At 58.1% G+C, this 16,575-nt stretch carries 15 protein-coding genes and 3 pseudogenes; 5 read left to right on the plus strand and 13 right to left on the minus strand.

The features are described 5' to 3' along the window. Positions 1 to 186: 186 nt before the first annotated feature. From NO347_RS16775 to NO347_RS16795, 5 genes and pseudogenes are all read right to left on the minus strand, one after another. Positions 187 to 558, minus strand: coding sequence for a MarR family transcriptional regulator (locus tag NO347_RS16775; protein WP_256290873.1), 372 nt, complete (start codon positions 556 to 558; stop codon positions 187 to 189). A 148-nt stretch (positions 559 to 706) separates the two neighbouring features. Then, positions 707 to 2,185, minus strand: a complete 1,479-nt coding sequence (locus NO347_RS16780) for an ATP-binding protein (protein WP_256290857.1) — start codon at positions 2,183 to 2,185, stop codon at positions 707 to 709. A gap of 213 nt (positions 2,186 to 2,398) precedes the next feature. Further along, positions 2,399 to 2,730: pseudogene (locus NO347_RS16785) on the minus strand (class I SAM-dependent methyltransferase); the annotation flags it as partial. Positions 2,731 to 2,766: 36 nt separating this feature from the next. Beyond that, positions 2,767 to 2,854, minus strand: a pseudogene (locus NO347_RS16790) (IS5/IS1182 family transposase); the annotation flags it as partial. A 231-nt stretch (positions 2,855 to 3,085) separates the two neighbouring features. Beyond that, the gene (locus tag NO347_RS16795; protein WP_256290858.1) at positions 3,086 to 3,481 is read right to left on the minus strand and encodes an ATP-binding protein; all 396 of its coding nucleotides are present in this window, start codon (positions 3,479 to 3,481) and stop codon (positions 3,086 to 3,088) included. Between the two features lie 162 nt (positions 3,482 to 3,643). On the opposite strand from NO347_RS16795, the gene NO347_RS16800 reads away from it, so the two are divergent. Beyond that, on the plus strand, positions 3,644 to 4,234 hold the full coding sequence (locus NO347_RS16800) for a hypothetical protein (RefSeq protein ID WP_256290859.1): 591 nt from the start codon (positions 3,644 to 3,646) through the stop codon (positions 4,232 to 4,234). A 281-nt stretch (positions 4,235 to 4,515) separates the two neighbouring features. Here the strand turns inward: NO347_RS16800 and NO347_RS16805 are convergent, their stop codons facing one another. The 3 genes from NO347_RS16805 to NO347_RS17315 form a co-directional block, all read right to left on the minus strand. Further along, positions 4,516 to 4,731 carry a hypothetical protein gene (locus NO347_RS16805; RefSeq protein ID WP_256290861.1) on the minus strand — a complete coding sequence of 72 codons (216 nt, stop codon included), beginning with the start codon at positions 4,729 to 4,731 and terminating at the stop codon, positions 4,516 to 4,518. A gap of 1,967 nt (positions 4,732 to 6,698) precedes the next feature. Next, positions 6,699 to 6,959 (minus strand): ribbon-helix-helix domain-containing protein, encoded by a 261-nt coding sequence (locus NO347_RS16810; RefSeq protein WP_256290862.1) that lies wholly within the window; start codon positions 6,957 to 6,959, stop codon positions 6,699 to 6,701. Next, positions 6,956 to 7,492 carry a PadR family transcriptional regulator gene (locus NO347_RS17315; RefSeq protein WP_256290864.1) on the minus strand — a complete coding sequence of 179 codons (537 nt, stop codon included), beginning with the start codon at positions 7,490 to 7,492 and terminating at the stop codon, positions 6,956 to 6,958. Before NO347_RS17315 ends, NO347_RS16810 begins: the two co-directional genes overlap by 4 nt. Positions 7,493 to 8,015: 523 nt before the next feature. Between NO347_RS17315 and NO347_RS16820 the strand changes: the two genes are divergently transcribed. Both NO347_RS16820 and NO347_RS16825 read left to right on the plus strand, forming a co-directional pair. Next, positions 8,016 to 8,267 (plus strand): hypothetical protein, encoded by a 252-nt coding sequence (locus tag NO347_RS16820; RefSeq protein ID WP_256290865.1) that lies wholly within the window; start codon positions 8,016 to 8,018, stop codon positions 8,265 to 8,267. A 429-nt stretch (positions 8,268 to 8,696) separates the two neighbouring features. After that, on the plus strand, positions 8,697 to 9,800 hold the full coding sequence (locus NO347_RS16825) for an outer membrane protein assembly factor BamB family protein (protein ID WP_256290866.1): 1,104 nt from the start codon (positions 8,697 to 8,699) through the stop codon (positions 9,798 to 9,800). An 18-nt stretch (positions 9,801 to 9,818) separates the two neighbouring features. On the opposite strand, the gene NO347_RS16830 is transcribed toward NO347_RS16825, so the two are convergent. The 5 genes from NO347_RS16830 to tnpA form a co-directional block, all read right to left on the minus strand. After that, positions 9,819 to 11,219, minus strand: a complete 1,401-nt coding sequence (locus NO347_RS16830) for an outer membrane protein assembly factor BamB family protein (RefSeq protein WP_343217990.1) — start codon at positions 11,217 to 11,219, stop codon at positions 9,819 to 9,821. Positions 11,220 to 12,131: 912 nt separating this feature from the next. Continuing rightward, complete coding sequence (locus tag NO347_RS16835; protein ID WP_256290869.1) at positions 12,132 to 13,634, minus strand: ArsR family transcriptional regulator; 1,503 nt, start codon at positions 13,632 to 13,634, stop codon at positions 12,132 to 12,134. Between the two features lie 298 nt (positions 13,635 to 13,932). Then, positions 13,933 to 14,553 carry a hypothetical protein gene (locus NO347_RS16840; RefSeq protein ID WP_256290870.1) on the minus strand — a complete coding sequence of 207 codons (621 nt, stop codon included), beginning with the start codon at positions 14,551 to 14,553 and terminating at the stop codon, positions 13,933 to 13,935. A 337-nt stretch (positions 14,554 to 14,890) separates the two neighbouring features. Further along, positions 14,891 to 15,127 carry a DUF4242 domain-containing protein gene (locus tag NO347_RS16845; protein WP_256290871.1) on the minus strand — a complete coding sequence of 79 codons (237 nt, stop codon included), beginning with the start codon at positions 15,125 to 15,127 and terminating at the stop codon, positions 14,891 to 14,893. A gap of 157 nt (positions 15,128 to 15,284) precedes the next feature. Then, a complete protein-coding gene (tnpA, locus tag NO347_RS16850; RefSeq protein WP_256290872.1) occupies positions 15,285 to 15,737 on the minus strand; it encodes an IS200/IS605 family transposase in 453 nt (150 codons plus the stop codon). Between the two features lie 95 nt (positions 15,738 to 15,832). Between tnpA and NO347_RS16855 the strand changes: the two genes are divergently transcribed. Together NO347_RS16855 and NO347_RS16860 are read left to right on the plus strand one after the other, a co-directional pair. Continuing rightward, positions 15,833 to 15,976 carry a hypothetical protein gene (locus NO347_RS16855; protein WP_021074811.1) on the plus strand — a complete coding sequence of 48 codons (144 nt, stop codon included), beginning with the start codon at positions 15,833 to 15,835 and terminating at the stop codon, positions 15,974 to 15,976. After that, a pseudogene (locus NO347_RS16860) lies at positions 15,973 to 16,575 on the plus strand (RNA-guided endonuclease TnpB family protein); the annotation flags it as partial. The gene NO347_RS16855 and the pseudogene NO347_RS16860, both read left to right, overlap by 4 nt.

A 16,575-nucleotide genomic window follows, 5' to 3' on the forward strand; every position in this document is an offset into this window, starting at 1 on the left:
CTCGGTTGTCTGTTGCTCACCGTGTCGGCTTCATCCCCCGCCTGTTCAGTCCTCGGTTCCGACAACAGGTGTCGGAACGCTCGTCCCTCACGGGAAGGCGGGGGTATGCGCCTCGAATCTCTATAACCAGAGCCGAGATCGACGCGTTCGTCGCCGACGAGACGAAGATCGGTGTCTCTGCGTCGGTCACTGTTCGTCCTCGACGCTCGGGTGGGGTTCCTGCGGTGCGTGCTCGCGCCAGGAATCTTTGTCCTCCACACCCAGTTGGTCGTTGAACAGAGCCGTTGCTCGTTCGTACCCGCTGTATCCCTCGAGTCGCTCAGCGTCATCAGTCACTGCCCAGTGCGTCGTCTTGTGTTCGACCAGCTCACGATCCTTCAACCGTGAGAGCGCGGTGCTGACTACCCCTTCGTCGACGCCGATCTGGGAGGCGATTTCGCGCGCCTTAAACGCCCGATCCTCGTTGGCGGCGAGAAATCCGAGGACCTGATCGGGGACGGAGAGTTCCTCAAGTTCGTCCTCGCTCGTGTTCTCGAAGGTATCTCGGTCGATGGATATTGTTGAATGAGGGTACGTCATCCGCTGTAAAGAGAGTTAGATGTGAAAGCTATGAAAATCTCGAAAGAAGATTGCTGTTAACCGCGAAGCGGTTCGGAACCGTATGCATTGGAACGGTCGGTCCCAACTACTGTGGGACACCAGATGATCACTGAGTTTCGGCGCGTTGGAGCGTTACCTTGACAACAGCTCCGGCCGGCTCGTTGTCCTCGATCCAGACGTCACCGCCGAATTCGTCGATCAAGTTCTGGACGAGATATAAGCCGATGCCAGTTCCTGGGCTCTCTAGACCCTGCTCGCCCTTCCCGAAGACAGTCTCCTTTTGCTCGTCCGGAATTCCAGGGCCATTGTCCGCGACGCTCACCGTTACGGACTCGTCAGTCCGTTCTACCCCGATATTGATTTTAGGTATGTCCGAATTGTTGTGCTGGACGGCGTTGTTCAAGAGGTTCCGGAAGACGGATGAGAGCATTTCGTTCGCTTGTACTTTCACATCGGGAACGTCTCCGGTCACGGTGAATTCGGCATCTGGATATTGCTCACGCCGTGTATCAATGACTTCCTGAATGACACTATCGAGGGAAACAGGGTGTAGATTCAGTTCCTTCTCTCCCGATACGACTTTGACATAGTCACGAGCTACCTCGGTCAGGCCGATCACACGTTGACTCGCCCGTTGCACCCGCTCTATGCGGTCACGATCCTCACTGTCGACGTCTGCCGCCAGTATATCGAGCCATCCCGTTACGACAGACATATCGTTGCGAATGTCGTGCCGTAGCACCCGATTGAGGATTTCTAGCTGCTCGGTTCGGTTCTGAAGTTCGGCCTCTCGTTCCCGCCGATTCGAGATGTCTCTGAAGACGCCGATAAACAAGGATTGGCCTCGATAGTCGAATCCTGTAGCGTTGATCTCCACAGGAATACGGTCACCGCTTGCCGTGTTGACGAAGATATCCGACCCATCGGGGAATTCTGAATGCACGTTCTCGGTATTGAGATGGGTAGCGAACAGCTCGCGGTATTTGTCCCGGTTCTTTGCAGGATGCAGTTCTGACTGATGCATCCCGATGATTTCGTCCAGCGGTCGTTCAACTAACGCTTCGGCAGCCTGGTTGGCGTCCACGATTTCACCAGAGTCAGTGGAAGCAACGAATACAGCGTCGGGCGATGCATCAAGTACCGTCTGATAGCGTCGCCGCGCCTGCTCTGTGGCACGTTGTTCCTGCCGTTGGCGTCCGTCATAGACCCCAATTAGTGCACCCGCAATACCGCCGGTCGTGACTAGATTCATCGCGACGAATAGCCCGTGAGTTATGACGTTTCCTTCCACGGACTGGTAAAGGTAGATTACCGCACCAACGGATACCAGACCGACCACGCCGGCGAGCGTCCAGCCGGTGACGCGAGGAAGTAAATCCAATTCGAGTGAGCTTTGATACACCCGATACCCCATCACAACAAGTCCAAGAGATAGTCCCATCGGGATGAAGACGCCAAAAACGTACGCTATCAGTCCTTCTTCCGTGAGGAGATGCGGGACGTTGGCTAGAAAAGAAACGATTCCTAGACCACTGATCATCCCCGCCCATAGATGTCGTGGTGTAATTAGACGGCTGTTCACCATTGTATGAATGCGTATTTCTCGCGGTTAAGTAATATTCTGATTCAAAGACAACAGAAGAAAGATTTCGCCAGCTTCAGGGATCATTTTCGCTCAATCTGCAGGCAGAGACCCACAGCTGAGTCGGTGATGAGACCGCAAAATCAGGTGTGGAATACCTCCATCATATCCTCAATCTTCCATCGTTCGGCTCAGACCGCGCGACGAGACTGGCAGTTAGCGGGATGCACGAAAGGTCCGCGTGGTGTCTCTGTCACCACGAACCGTATCAACTTCAACGAGCCCCAGCGAGGTGAAGATGCGACTCCAGTCCCAGTAGTATAGAGGGGTGTCGTCGTCGACATAATTCACGTCGACGTCGGGCGACGGGGACTCGTGAACTGGTTCCTCAGTCTCCGTCGTGATGAGGATGTTGTCGGTGACTCGGGCCACCTCCTCGAAGACCCATTCGACATCGGGATGCAGGTGCTGTAGCGTTTCGACCGTGTAGACCGCATCGAACTCTCCATCCTCGAAGTCTCCTCGATAATATCCTCAATTGGACTGCAGGGCTCTGGTGAATCGCCATACAGCGGTTGATTTGGCTATGTTGCGGCACGCTTGATGTTATGAAAGACACATTTCAAGATGAGTTCACGAAATTCTCAGGTACCACGTTCGCGCACGCACGGCGTGAGTGATCACTGGAACGGAACACGTTTAGCCGAGCTTACGGCCTTCACCCTCGGGGTCAAGCCCCGAGGCACTCGGCCTGCTCAGCCCGTAGACTGTCGTTTTCTTCGCCATCTCTTGCGGTTCGATTTCTCGACGTGCGCCACGATTAGCCTCCAAGGAATCATAAAAGAGTTGTCACAGAGTTTGTTTCACAATCTCATAACCGAATCAGCCGTGAGGACCTGGTTGCTAAGAATGCAATTGGTTGCGGACAATGTCCAGACTGGCTTCAAGTGGCCCATCTGTAACGATAGGAAAACGCATCGTCACTATCGTTCCCCGTGGTTCACGGTCTGCGATGGTAAGCGATGCGCCAGCTCCCTCTGTTACCCAGTAAATCACTTGCAGACCGAGCCCTTGCCCGTGGGTCAACTGTGACTCCTCCAGAGTCCACAGCGATTCGGTTTCGAGGGAAGCGATCCCCGAGCCGTTGTCCACGACGTCGATCTTGACCTCGTCGTCTCGCCGCTCGGTTCGGACCGTGACAGTGGTGTCGCTGTTGTTGTGCTTCAGCGCATTCTCCACTGCTTCTTCGATCGCAAAGTGGGCACAGGGATGGCATTTGATAGTTGAATTATCATCCACTTCCACGCTGAGGGTACCATTAGTATCCTCTGTACTGACTGAGCGCAGTCCTTTCTGCAGAAGTATGCCGGCCGCAATTTCGATTCTGCTACCCTGGTTCTCCCAAATCCCGTGGAGTCGCTGACCGTTTGTCGCAAGCGAGTCAAGTCGCTGTATGTGAGTATGCAGTACGCTGAGATATTCTTCGGAGGAACTGGACTTGGTCGTGGATTGCTCTCGTCCGCGCCGTGGATTCTCGCAGCGGGAGTCGCCGTCATCGGCGGACTATTTGCCAGTCGTTACTATACTCGCCTGGGTGAGCAGTATCGGAATCCCAACCGAGTTGTCTGGCTTCGAACGAGGCAGCTCTATCTCAAGCTCAAGTACGCCTGGGTCATCTGCTGGGAGAAGTACCTCTACACCGCCGTGAGCGTCAAACAACGGCTCCATCGCGCCCCAGAAGGTCTTTTCGGGCTGCTCTTTCCGCTCCCGTACGGATGGATCTCGACAGCGCTTTCGGCGTACTTACTCGGCGTGATTCTCTCGCCAGTCCTCGGTCCACAGAACGCCGGAGAACTCTTTGTCGTGCTCTGGATCGTGGGGCTGATCGCACCGGTGGCAGCGCTGTTGCTGGATGTGTTCCACCACTACGTGCTCTGGTATTTGGTCTTCACCTTCGGCGGACTCCTGGTGCTTCTCGCCGCACTCTTAGGCGACGTTCGTCTCTACTGGATCCTGGATGTTCCGCTGCCGTCTCTTCCCATTCGGAACTGAGCGGATCGGTCTCGCTGCGGTGCCACCCAATCGCGGTCGTCACCTCTCTGTGAATAGTCTAGGATATTGTGCGTGTTCGGATGGCGGTCCCAGCGGCACGCCCACTGCTCGCTATCCCACGTCTTGATGTACTGAATGGTCAACGACCCCACCCTACTTCGCTCACCCCACGAGCTGGAGGTGCTGACGGCGGTGCTGGGGGTACCGATCGACGAGACGGGGCGTAAGCCACGCGATGTCGCCGGTGTCGGAAAGATCCCTGTGAGGGGGTGAAGCAGTGCTCACGCGTCTGGCCCTCCAGTGAAGAGTTCCGCGACGGTCTCGACCTTCTCGGGGACGTCTGTGAGTAATGCTTCCAGATCGGCGGCCTCGATCTCACGTGGGGCCTCGACGACCAGTGACAACTCGCCGCGATCGACGGCGACGAGGACCCGATCGCCCTCGACGTCGACGTCCAGGACGGCCGGGGGCTGGTCAGATGGCTTAGTCTTCGCCATCCGCGATACCTCCCTCGTAGCGATTGCGCGCAACGAGGTACAACACTCCCTGCACGTGGAGGTCGGCGTCCGGTGCGGTCACCAACTCGAAGGAATCTCGCTGCCGCCACTGTGTGGCAAGCTCGTCGCTGATCCGACCGACGCCGTTACACAGGTTGCACGTGTTGTCGCCGTGGAGACAGCGGCCGTGTGCGTGACAGCGATCACCACAGCATTCGATCTGCTGCCCGTCGCCACTGCACCGAGGACAGGGCTGCCAGATGTCGCCGTACCACTAGCCGCGCTTTCGTAGGGAGGATACGAATCTCCGTCTGCGGGGCTCTCGTGCCCTCCGTCAGTGGCGTACGGTTGCTGCTCGCATTCTCTCTCGTCTGTCTTTCCGCTCGGATAATTGTCTATCCTGTTTCCGGAGTTGATTTTTTGAGTGAATTCGGGGTTTAATCCATCGTGAGCGAGCCCATTCAATGGGGAGAGTGCCTCTGACAAGACGAGGTCGTGAAGTCCTCGTCAAAGAGCTCCCTTTGACAGAATGTCTTCTTGGTGCTGTCTCCACACTGCACAGCTGTTCCGCTGGATTGGTCAGTCACGCTGACTCACCTACCCATCTCCCGAGCGTATGCTGTTGTTCGGGCTCTGAGATCGCGAACTGCAGTTTCTCGTCGGTGTCGATCTTGTGGACGTCGGCGAGATGCCACCCGAAGGCGTTCCCTGAGGGAAAGCGCTCGTTACAGCGCACACATCGCACTGGGTCGGATATCTCACCCACGACGGGTTCAGGGTCGCCGATCTCCTCACGCAGGACGTAGTTCCACCCAGCCCACTGTGTGCCCCCAGTGAGGGCGCTCCAGAGTCGGTCCCGCTGGACTTGCTCGATGATGTACGGGCCGCGCTTCCACTGGCCGAGTCGCTCCGAGTAGGTGATCGCTTCCAGACGGTCGTGAGGCCCCCGGAAGACGTACTCGTAATCCTCGAGTCACGCATCGACAGTCGGAGGTCGACTTCCTCAGAAACGACTGCAAGAATCGCGTGAATTCGTTCGTCTGAGCGTTGCTCAGACATTGCCCGTTACCTCTCTTACATCGACTTCGCTAGTCGGTGTCTCAGCGCCGCTGGCAGAGGGTGACGTCAGAAGAGACGTCCTACAGGAAGGGGAGACGGGGTTGATGGGCCGGGTGTGCCTCTGAGTTCCCCGCGCTTGGAGTGATACTCTGCTATATTGTAAGCTTTTTGCACTACTCTCCCCGGAGGTGTCGGTTTCGACTTTGACTTTGACTCTGGTGTTGGGTCACTGGCCCTGCCTGTTGCTCATAGGGATTATCGTAACTATTCGGAGATTCTCGCCGTACCGTCCGGCGAGAAACCTATGACGACTTACGATAATCCCTATCAGTCATCGCGCTCGCCTCCAAGATTGAGCAGGCCATCATCGGGCGTGCGTGTATCACTGCCCTTGAGAACCCACTCGTTGGATCCTCCCCTAGGCGAGCACAATCGCGAAGCCTCCGTTCATTATTGGCCTCCCGGTGGCCAGTGGTCGATGGTGTGGGTTGACCTGCAGATTTATCCAAATCGAAGTAGCAGGATTGACTACCGATGACGCGGGGCAGTGATTCCGATACCACTCCAGACGATGACAGCACCGACAGCCGGCTCTACGACATCGGGGAATTCGTCCTCGATGGGGCCGAACTGCTGTTCGACTGGTTGTGACTGAGGCTGTTCCTGTGTGCGTTTCTGTTGGCGCCCGTGGTGTGGGCTTTGTCTGGGACGTGTAGAGCGGGCTTACAGCGTGCGTCTTCGCTCGCCGACCAATATTTGTCCTATAACAAAGACTGTGGGTCTCCGTAGCTGCTCGTGTGGCCGCACGACAGCGGCCACCGGGGCGCGAGTGGCGCTTTGGATGAGCCTCTGACGTGATGCGCAACTCCCGTCCCGCACGTGCCTCTGTGTCTGGGTGATTTCGGGCGTTACTCATCGGTATCGCCCTCCTGATCGGTTGCTGGGGTACGAGTCGCGGTGCCGTCGACGGGCGTCGCGAGGGCGTCGTGGGCGACCAGCAGTTCGCGAACGGCCGCGCGGATGCACTCGCTTTTGCTGTCGAAGACCTCGGCGTCGACGAGTTGTTGGATACCGACGCGGAACTCACGGGGCATCCGGACGGTTTCGCGGCGGGCGCGCCCGGGCGTCGCTTCGAGCCCGCGCGTCCGTGTCTCGTCGGGCTTGCTCACGCGTTCTCACCCCCGTTGGCGGCGCGCTGGAGATGCACCGCGCCGCGATCGAGGACGGCTTCGCCCTCGGCCGTGAGTCGGTAGCCGTTGGTCCGGCCATCGAGCGTCGTCTTCTCGAGGAGGCCCGCCTCGACGAGCGTATCGAGGTTCGTGTACAGCTGGCTGTGATGGACGGAGTCGTGGTACCAGCGTTCGAGGTACGCCTGGATCTCTCGGCCGCTGGGGGGTCGGGCGTCGGTGTAGACGCTCACTGCCACGAGGCAATCCCGCTGGAAGGCTCGGAGGCTGTACCACTGTTTGCCGTGCTCGACGTCGGGACGTTCCAGGTGGCCGCCGTCGGTGCGGAGGTCGGTGTCCGTGTGGTCGTCCGGGTACGCGGGGGCGTGCTCGTCACACGCGAGGGCGTTCACCGGACGCTCGTCCGCAGAATGCGTGTACACGTACAGGACGACCGCGGGCTCGCCGCAGGGACCTTCGGGCGTGGGCCACAGATCGCAGGTGGTGCCCGCGGGCGCGGCCACGACGTCGTCCACGTCCGGGAGCGTCGTTGGGCTCGGATTCCTTACCGTAGTGGGCTGGTATCTGCAACAGCGTGCATTCAGCGTTGGCCTCGGCCCACAACCGGAGCTACGACTCTTCGAGGGGGTTGTAATTGCTATGGGATGGGTGGTGCTCGGGAGTTTGATCTGGGATCTTCTGCCGGTGCTCCCAACACTCGATCCCACAGGGATGAAAGTGAATCCGATCGAGCACGCCGCGGGCTTGATTTGGGGCACAGTGCTCGCCGCCGGGACTGCGCAACTCCCCGAGCAACCCACGGTCAGTCACTCCTCGAAGAGGACTGGGCGCCATCACTGAGCGGGCGACGCCCAACGGTTCGGTAGAGCAAAGCGGCAACGGGCAGGGAGATGCACTACGGGAACCGCTGTTGTCGTCGATTAGGCGAGTGGCTGCTGGGTTGTTGTCACGTACGACCAAATGGGAGCAGTCGAGATCACGGCTGAGCCGGCGATCCTCAACGTCTGACCCTGGCATCGGGGAGCTGACGCAATTCTGGTGGAGATCCCGATTGGACTCCCCGAGACCTCGCCCCGCGACCGCGATACAGCCGCGAAGAAGTTCCTCAACCTCCTGTCCAAGGATCCTCAGCCGACGATGGTCGATCTCGCCGATCGGATTGAGTCGATACTGATCGATATTGAGGCCGATGCCGTCACTATCAGTACCTCACTTTTCGACGATGTGACGGTGGTTCCGACGCCGAGATACTCACCACCGTCCTCCGGAGCCCGCTGGAAAACGCCGTAAAGTACGCAGACTCTAGCGGTAGTGTCTCGGTCGAGTCGAGGGGGACGCGTGCTTTCGCTGGAAACGTCAACGCCGTTCTTCCACCGAACCACTTTCACGACCCGATACGAAATCGTTGACTCGATGGTCTCCGCAAATCGACGTACTGCCCTCCGGATGATCGGCCTCGTCGGTACGAGTAGTCTCGCAGGATGTGGCGGTCTTAACCCTTCTAGTAGTCCGAATGAACGTCCTCCAGACACTCTCGGTACGTCGTGGTCTCCTCCAGCCGGGGAGTGGCGGTTCCCGCGGGGCGACCTCCGACATACCGCACGGAGTCGACGCACACGTGGTTCTCGGCCCAGGGAGACGTGGCAGCACCGTCAGGATGCTGCCGCCTCAGAAGACATCGTCTCGGGCGATGTCGTCGCCGCCACTACCGAGATAGTCGTGACTGCAACCGCACGTGATGCGAGTGTCGTCCTGTACGCGTACGATGCGGCCGATGGTGCCAAGCGCTGGCGACAGCAGATCGAGTTTTCGCGTGAACGTCGCTATCCGCAATTCGGTGGGCTCATCGACGGAACGGTGTATCTAACGGACACTCGAACAGACGTCTTGGCTGTTGATGCCTCGGATGGAACCCTCCGATGGCGAGTAAACCTCCACGAGCGACTCGGTGAGACTGTTTCGGACCGATTTCTAACTGGATCCGGACGCTCGGCAGATTGGTTCTCGCTGCTCCCGCTGGCAACCCCCGACACGGTCTACATACAGTCCAGTTACGGGGTCCATGGGCTCAACCCCGAAGATGGGAGCGAGCAGTGGCGAATCTACCTCGGGGATCGAAACGGCGATTCGCACGTGTTGGAGGATCTCGGTGGGCTCGCAGTACGTGCCAATCGGGTGTGGGCGAGCTACGGTGGCCCCACTCCAGCAGTATTCACGATCGAGATGTTCGATGGATCACCGAAGGTCGACCGCGCGACTGCTCCACTAGACCAACCGGGGAGACCGGTCGTGACCAGTGATGGAGACGTCGGTATCGCCCGCCAAGTTGTCTGGTCGACGGATGCACGCGAGACGCTCGCGTTCGGGGTAGCTGGAGGCACAGGAGTCACGTGGCAATTCCCGGGGCTGGCGAGTTCCGGCGCTGCGGCGTTCTCCTCACTCGCGACGGATGGTGAACGGATGTTCATCTGTGAGGGTCACGAGCAACAGGAACTCTTCGTCGTCTATGCATTGCGTGCCTCGACCGGCGGGATCGAATGGGTCGTCCGAGACTCGCTCTCTGATCGAACCGTTGCAACAGCGTCCCCCGCAGAATTCAGACTCTGCCAGCCCGTCGTCGCCGGCGACACCCTGGTCGTCGGGTACGGAACCGCCCCAGATCAAGAAACCGGCCACGGGGAACTGATTGCACTCTCGACGAGTGATGGGCGCGAGCGCTGGCGAACCGATCTTCCGGTTGCGCCCAGAGATGTCGCCGTTACTGCCGATCGTCTCTACGTCGGCGGCCAGAAGAGAGGGATCCTCGCTTTCGCTACGGACTGATTCCCTTCCAGCGGTTAATTACGGATTATCTGAGTTACTGGTCTCGCGTCCCCAGAGTACATAGCCGAGACCGACGCCACTTAGCGAGACGCCGGCACCGACCCCGGCTCCGACCAGGAACTCCCCTCCCTCATCTTCGGACGAACTCCGACCGTACCCGTCTCGGAGGTCATCTTTGCTCTGAACGGACCCATCTCGTGGAGCGTAATCTTGGGCGTTCACCACGCCGTCATTATCGGTGTCACCTTGACCACGTTCTGTTTCTTCTGCGGCAGGGATCCGATAGGAGCCACTTTCAGCGCCGACGTTCGACTTCTCGTTCGCCAGTGCGTACAGTCGCCCCGAATTATCACCGATGTAGACGACGCCGTCGACGACCACGGGCGGTGTGTTGACCCGATCCTCGAGCTGGTGACTCCAATACATCTCGCCGGAGGCGGCGTCGATACTGAATACGTTCCCCGCATCACTCCCGAGGACGACACTCTGGTCGTCGGAGCCGACGACGGTGGGTGGTTGTCTGAGTCGTTTCCCCCCATCGAATCGCCACTGCTCTTCTCCCGTCTCCTGATCGAGGGCGTACAGGTTTCCATCGGTCGCGGCCACGTACACGGTTGTAGTCGCAATCGCCGGTCGGGCTCGAACGGCGACCTCGTCACCCTCCAGCGTCGTGCGCCATCGTTCGTCTCCTGTGGTCCGATCGAGCGCGGCTACGACTCCCGTGTGGCTTCCAGCGTAGACGGCTTCTGCAGTCGCTGCGACAGAATTGACGTATTCGCCGAGATGAGTCTGCCAGACGACCTCGCGTGCATCGAGGTCGAACGCAACAACAGAGCCGGTCGTCGTTCCACCGTATATGTACGTCCCGCGGCCAGCCACGTGGCCGTATATCGCCGCCGTCTCGCTCGAAATACGATACGAAGCCTCGCCTGTCGAGGCGTCTAGGGCGTGCAATACCGCACCTTCGGTAGATCCGTCTTCGTCCGTTCGTGCGGTGACTGTGAACACCTTCGTTCCCTGCGTGTCGACGTCGAGAAGCAACGGCTCACCTGTCACGTTGGACAATCGACGAGCCCATAGCTCGCGCCCCGAATCGAACCCGAGACAGTGAACCGCACTATCGGTAGCGACGTACACTCGCCCATCACGAACCGTCGGAGCCCCGCCGTCGATCTCTGCTCGCCACCGACGTTCGCCGCTCCGGGCGTCGAGCGCGTGGAGTCCCTCGGGAGTCGCTGACAGCACCGTTCCGTTGACGACTGCGACCTCGGATTGACGATGTGCGACTTCGGTTCCGACGCACCAGCGACGAGAAATCGGTGCTCGTGGTCGGGATTCGTCCGCACCGTAGCCGGTTCGTGCTGGTGTGACACCACTCGTATGGTGGTTTCCAATCGGAGGCTGTGTCTGCTGGCCCATCTCGGTTGCTGTGGCTCCGACAGCTTCAGTCGGTGCCGCTGTGGGCGTTTCCGTCGCCGTCTCGGCCTGGTCTTCGGGTGTCCCTGCGGCAACGCCGCTCAAGGTAACTGTCGCACCGAGCAAGGAGAGCAACTGTCGTCGAGAGTGGAGGGCTGGCACAGAAGTGAGTGGTATAGCGCCATCAAAAGTGATGGCGGTCTCGCTTGCTGTTGGTCTACAGTTGACATTCTCCTCCGCGTTCACGCGGAGGAATCCCGAGCGGTGGGAGTTTCAGGTTTGGAGTCCAATCACCGGACTACCAGCCCTTTCGGGCGCGGGTAGTCCCACAGTATCGGACTGGTGGACTGCTGGCGGTGCCAAGCCGCCGGTACCCCTATCCTCGACCGTGTTTGGCGTCCCGGTGTTGTTTTGGCCACGGGGACGCCTGCAGGTGTCAGCAGAGTCAGGGGTATCGTCTGGTTCGCTTTGGGCAGCCGGCACGTTTCCACACCCTTCGGGGATGTGGCGGTCACCGATTGCCCTTTCGGATACTGCCTCGTTACGCGGGCGGACAGGCCGCCTCCATAGGACGGTTCGGAATCCGCTCCGTTTCGACCGATTCCTACCCGTTAGTACGGTTGCCTGTCACTTAAACGCCAGTATTCAGAAACTCAGAGTGCTGTCGAACGTTGATGCTCTCCCAAGTGACGGCGCGTATCCACGGCGTGAACGCCGTGGTATTGCGCCTGTTCAGCCTATAATGACTGCAAGGCGGAAATCCGCGAGTTCACTCCCGGAGACCAGCCACGGACTGACCGACTTTACGGACGTAGTCGCTCCGCTCCAGATCGAGTTCTTCGGCGAGATAATCGACGATCTCCTCCAGGTTCATATGTCGTCGACTCGCCCATAGAGTATACTCGTAGTGCAGAGTTAACGGTCAGTCGATTCAGCTCGCTGGTACGTATTGAGTCGACCGCTACGGTCGACGGTGATCTGTCCCTCCTCTTCGAGCTTCCGGAGTTTGTTGTAGATCTGGTGATCGGGGAAAGCCAGCTCTTCTCGGAGATCGTCGATTGTTTTCGGGGCCTCCAGCGAGACGAGCAACGCGTTCTCGAGACAGTACGAGACGAGCCGGTCCGTGATTGGCGCAACAATATTGTGCCGCTCGTCGAGGACATCGAGCGTATCGAGCACAGCGAACGAGAAGAATTGGCCAGTACGATCTTCCTGGGTCTTGATCTCTTGGAAGATGCTCTCCCAGTCGAGGTCGGCTTGTCTGGCGATCAGTGCGGCATCTTCGAGATCGCCTTCGCGTTCCGTAATCGATTTGAACACGAAGATGTCGGTCAGCGAGAGCAGATGTACGTGAAGATTGCCGTACTCGAATGATTGGTCGCACCGCTCGATCATCGCCGGCGTCAACTGGAGCTGGCCGGCGACCGCCTCCACGAAAATATCCCAGCGCGGAAACCCTTCCTTCTCCAGCACAATGCTGGGATCGAGCTGGTTGTATGCCGCTTCCAAGTCACTACGTTCCTCGTAGCCCAGGTCCTGGAGCGATTCGGCGAGTGCAAAGAACGTCTGTCCGTCCTCAACGACGATGTCGACGTCTTTCGTCGAATCTTTCAACCCACGCAGAATGAGGTTGCCGCCTCCGAGAAGATACACGTCGACAGGCGTCTCCAGGTGGTCGCCAAGCTCTTCGAGCCCCCGTTGAAGGCTATCTTCCGGATGTTGGCCGCGCGGATAGACCCCATAGTCGTTCGCGAGATCGATGAATTCCTCCCACGGGAGAAAGAGCTCATCGTGGTGGACCTCCCGCTGGTCGATGTATGCAAAGAGATCTGCCCATTTCTCGACGCACTCCCACCTGTTTGCGAGCCGCCACAGGTCGCTGGCGCCGAGGGTCGCGCGGTGCGTCAGATAGAACACGCCAGCCATCGCCATCTGTTTCTTGGTCTCAGCGACGGTCACCGCATGGATCAGAACCTCTTCGAGTCCCAGCGATCGATCACCTTGATAGATGTAGGTCTTCGCTGGGTGATAGTCAACACCGTAGCGAGTGAACGCCGAGAACGCAGTCGGTGTCCCATCGACGCTGTCCTTGCTCGTCGCGACCAGTCGGTCGCCGTTCGCGCGGTATTCGGTTTCGAACGGTGTCGTTCGGGTTCTAGCTTCGAGGAACGACCGAAGCGTGTCATCGGTGATAGCATACCCGTCGTCCGTGTGTGCGATCGCACCGGTCTCCTGGATCTCGTTCAAATGCTTGTAGAGCGTGGACTTGGCGAACCCCTGTGTTTGTAACTCCGAAATCGTCCTCGGACCGCCGAGCAGCGCACCCAAAATGTCCTCTTTCGTCCCTATCAGCACGTTCTCGAGTGCGTAGCGGTCGAGGAGCTGGGCAAGCAGTGATGCTTCGTATGTGGTGGCCAATTGGACGCCGTCAGTTCGGTCTACAAGATGGGCGTTTTCGAGGTCGCCAACGACCTCCGACGTCCAGCTCTGACTTTTATCGATTGCATCGGCTAATTCGCCAACCGAGTAGGACTGATCCCGCAAACAGTCGATAACCCGTAGCTCCGCTCCTCTCATAGATTCCAATTTCACCGATGTATTTATAACTATATCGGTAAGTGTGGAATACAGACTCTGGACGCTCAGTATGGGTCGTCAAATGGTGGGGCGGTTGGACAACCGTATTTCGGAGAGACAATTCGATCTGCGAGTCGAACTACTCGAGGGGTGACGTGAACAGACGCCGATACTCATCAAGCCACTCGATCTCGTGGTACGTTATGTTATTCTGAATGTCGTATTCAAGCGGGAGTGGATCCGAACGGTGGGTAGTGAACGTGAGGTTGCTTTCGACACAGGGGCCGTGCTCTGAGACGCACTCGAAGCCATCGTCAACGGGGTATACAACACTAAACCAGCGAATCTGGAAACCAAAGTGGTCACACACATCTCTGACGACTGCAGCATCGCAATAGGGCGTGTGTACCCACAGTTCCCCGCCAGCGTACGCCTGATCTTTGATGCACCAGACTGCATCGAGGGAGCGGAGAAACTCCGCCGCGCGATTGTAGTGCGCTTCAGTCAGGCGGTCCCACCAGTGGTACACCTCGACATCGTCAACGAGGAACTGGAGGCAATCTCCACACACATCATACGCCCGCTCACCAAGGGAGATTTCGTGGAGTTTGTCGGACTGGGTGGTGTCACACGCATCACACGGCGGGAAAGCATCACTACACTGGCATCCGGAGGATGATCGCTGTTCGGTGTGGATGGAATACCCGCTGTTTGCACTCCCTGGCTTCTGAGATTCGTTTAAGACGGTATTCTCGGTCATTGGTATCTAACCGAGAACCGTCATTTTGAGGCCTCCAGATCGTCTATGGAGGATGTGTAGCCGAGGAAAGAACGCCGGTCGATCGGACTTCCTTGGCCCCCGTGGCCGGATACCGGTTGTCTCTGTTCGAGGTTCGGCACCTACTGTTCAGGCGCGGGAGGAGGTCAAGCGAATGAACCCTTGTCAATCTCGCCTGTCCACTCTTATCGGAGCATATTGACCTCCGCGCTTGACGTCTCAGAAGTTGTCAGTTCGGAGGCTGCTGGAATCGTCCAATCGCCGAACTACCGCTTCCCATCTCCTACAACCTCTGGGAAGATCCAGAACTCGTTGGGTACTACTCGCGCTGTTCGACCTCGAAGATCTCGTCTGCGGTGAGGCCGTGAGCTTCTTTGTGAACTCTCTCACCCGCTTCTTTGCTTGGCCCTTCGAACAGACAGAAAACAGCACCCTCGTCCTCGTCAACCCAGTAGTTCAGGTATTTCACACCGTGTTTCTCTTGAGTCTCGACGTCTTTCTTGTGTGCTTCTACGACATCTTCGACGCTTGCATCCACATCTCGGTGGACGTCCATATACAGTGGCATCCTCAAAAATCAAGACGGCTGTTTTCTTTGTTATAATGAGACGTATACTCAGTAAGCCGCAATTATACAGGCAGGGAGAGATCTACAGGCGGAGCAGGCCGAGTGCCTCGGGGCTTGACCCCGAGGGTGAAGGCCGTACGCTCCGCTAAACGTGTTCCGTTTGCTCGATATACTGCTCAATCGTGTCGGTCGAAACATTCCCTGCCGTCCCAACGTAGTACGATTCCTCCCAAAACCCACCGCCCCACAGATACTCCTCCAAGAACGGTTCGTGCTGTTCCCACATCTCCCGCGCCGTGATGCTCTTGACTGTTCGCACGATTTCGCTCGGTGCGTGTTTCGGATGTGCTGACAGAAACAGGTGTACGTGGTCGGGTGAGATGTGGAGTCGTTCGAGAGACGAAGTCTCTCGTGATCCCGAAAATCTTTGATTTTCGGACGACGACAGTATCTCGTAGTCGTACGCGTCGCACACGTCGCGGAAACTCGCTTCCAGCGAGTCCTCGATTGGTTCGAGAATCGCGTGGCGGTACTTTGGACACCACACGAAGTGGTAGTTGACGTTGTACACCGTGTGGTTCGACCGCTTCTCGCCCATACCTACCAATACAACGACCAATCAGAAGTATTCTTTAAGGTGACCCACAGACTACTACCAGTAGACCTTTAAGTGTGAGAGCACAAGGGGGAGACGTGACGAAGCAACTCAAGGTATCCGACGCCGTGTACGACGACCTTGACGAACTCAAGGACGAGGAGGGGCACACGAGTTTCGACAGCGTACTCCGCACGCTCCTCCTCCACTACCGTCACGTCCAACCCAACGACCAAGAATGACCAACGAACAGGCCCTCGTCAAGACGCTGGACTTCCAACTCAACATCCAGAATGACAACGAGAGCCTGCTGTACGACGCCACCCTCGAAGCACGCTCGGTATACAACGAAACCATCCGCCTTGCCAAGCAAGGCGTGGACTGGGACGCCATTCCCGACCGCGTGGCCGACGACGCTGACCTCGTGAAGAACACGACACAGCGCGTCGTTGCCAAAGCACTCGGTGCGATGGAGAACTACTACGAGTACGACGACTTCAACCAACCGAGTCACACCAAAAACGGAACGTACCCGCTTCGTGCGAACTACGAGGAGGGGTACAACCTGTCGCCCACCGACGACGGTGACGTAGCGTTCCGCATCAGCGCGAAACCCTACAACCACGTCAAGGGCGTTCTCGAAGGCGACGACGCCCACCTCGACATTCTCAAGACCGCGCTCGAAATCGACGAGTGGAAGATTGGGACGGCAGAAGCCCTGTTCCACAACGAGAACGCCGAGTTACACGTCAATGTCACCAACACCGAGCAGACTGTTCGAGACAAGCAGGACTCGCGGACGGTCGTCGGTGTGGACGTGAACGAGGACAACGTGGCTCTC

This window comes from Halobellus inordinatus, assembly GCF_024464655.1.
Lineage (GTDB): Archaea > Halobacteriota > Halobacteria > Halobacteriales > Haloferacaceae > Haloquadratum > Haloquadratum inordinatus.

Coding starts and splice junctions, on each gene's coding strand:
- NO347_RS16830 (WP_343217990.1), bottom strand. CDS start 11,219: ATGGGCCAGCAGACACAGCCTCCGATTGGAAACCACCATACGAGTGGT.
- NO347_RS16845 (WP_256290871.1), bottom strand. CDS start 15,127: ATGGACGTCCACCGAGATGTGGATGCAAGCGTCGAAGATGTCGTAGAA.
- NO347_RS16840 (WP_256290870.1), bottom strand. CDS start 14,553: ATGACCGAGAATACCGTCTTAAACGAATCTCAGAAGCCAGGGAGTGCA.
- NO347_RS16780 (WP_256290857.1), bottom strand. CDS start 2,185: ATGGTGAACAGCCGTCTAATTACACCACGACATCTATGGGCGGGGATG.
- NO347_RS16805 (WP_256290861.1), bottom strand. CDS start 4,731: ATGGCGAAGACTAAGCCATCTGACCAGCCCCCGGCCGTCCTGGACGTC.
- NO347_RS16800 (WP_256290859.1), top strand. CDS start 3,644: ATGCAGTACGCTGAGATATTCTTCGGAGGAACTGGACTTGGTCGTGGA.
- tnpA (WP_256290872.1), bottom strand. CDS start 15,737: ATGGGCGAGAAGCGGTCGAACCACACGGTGTACAACGTCAACTACCAC.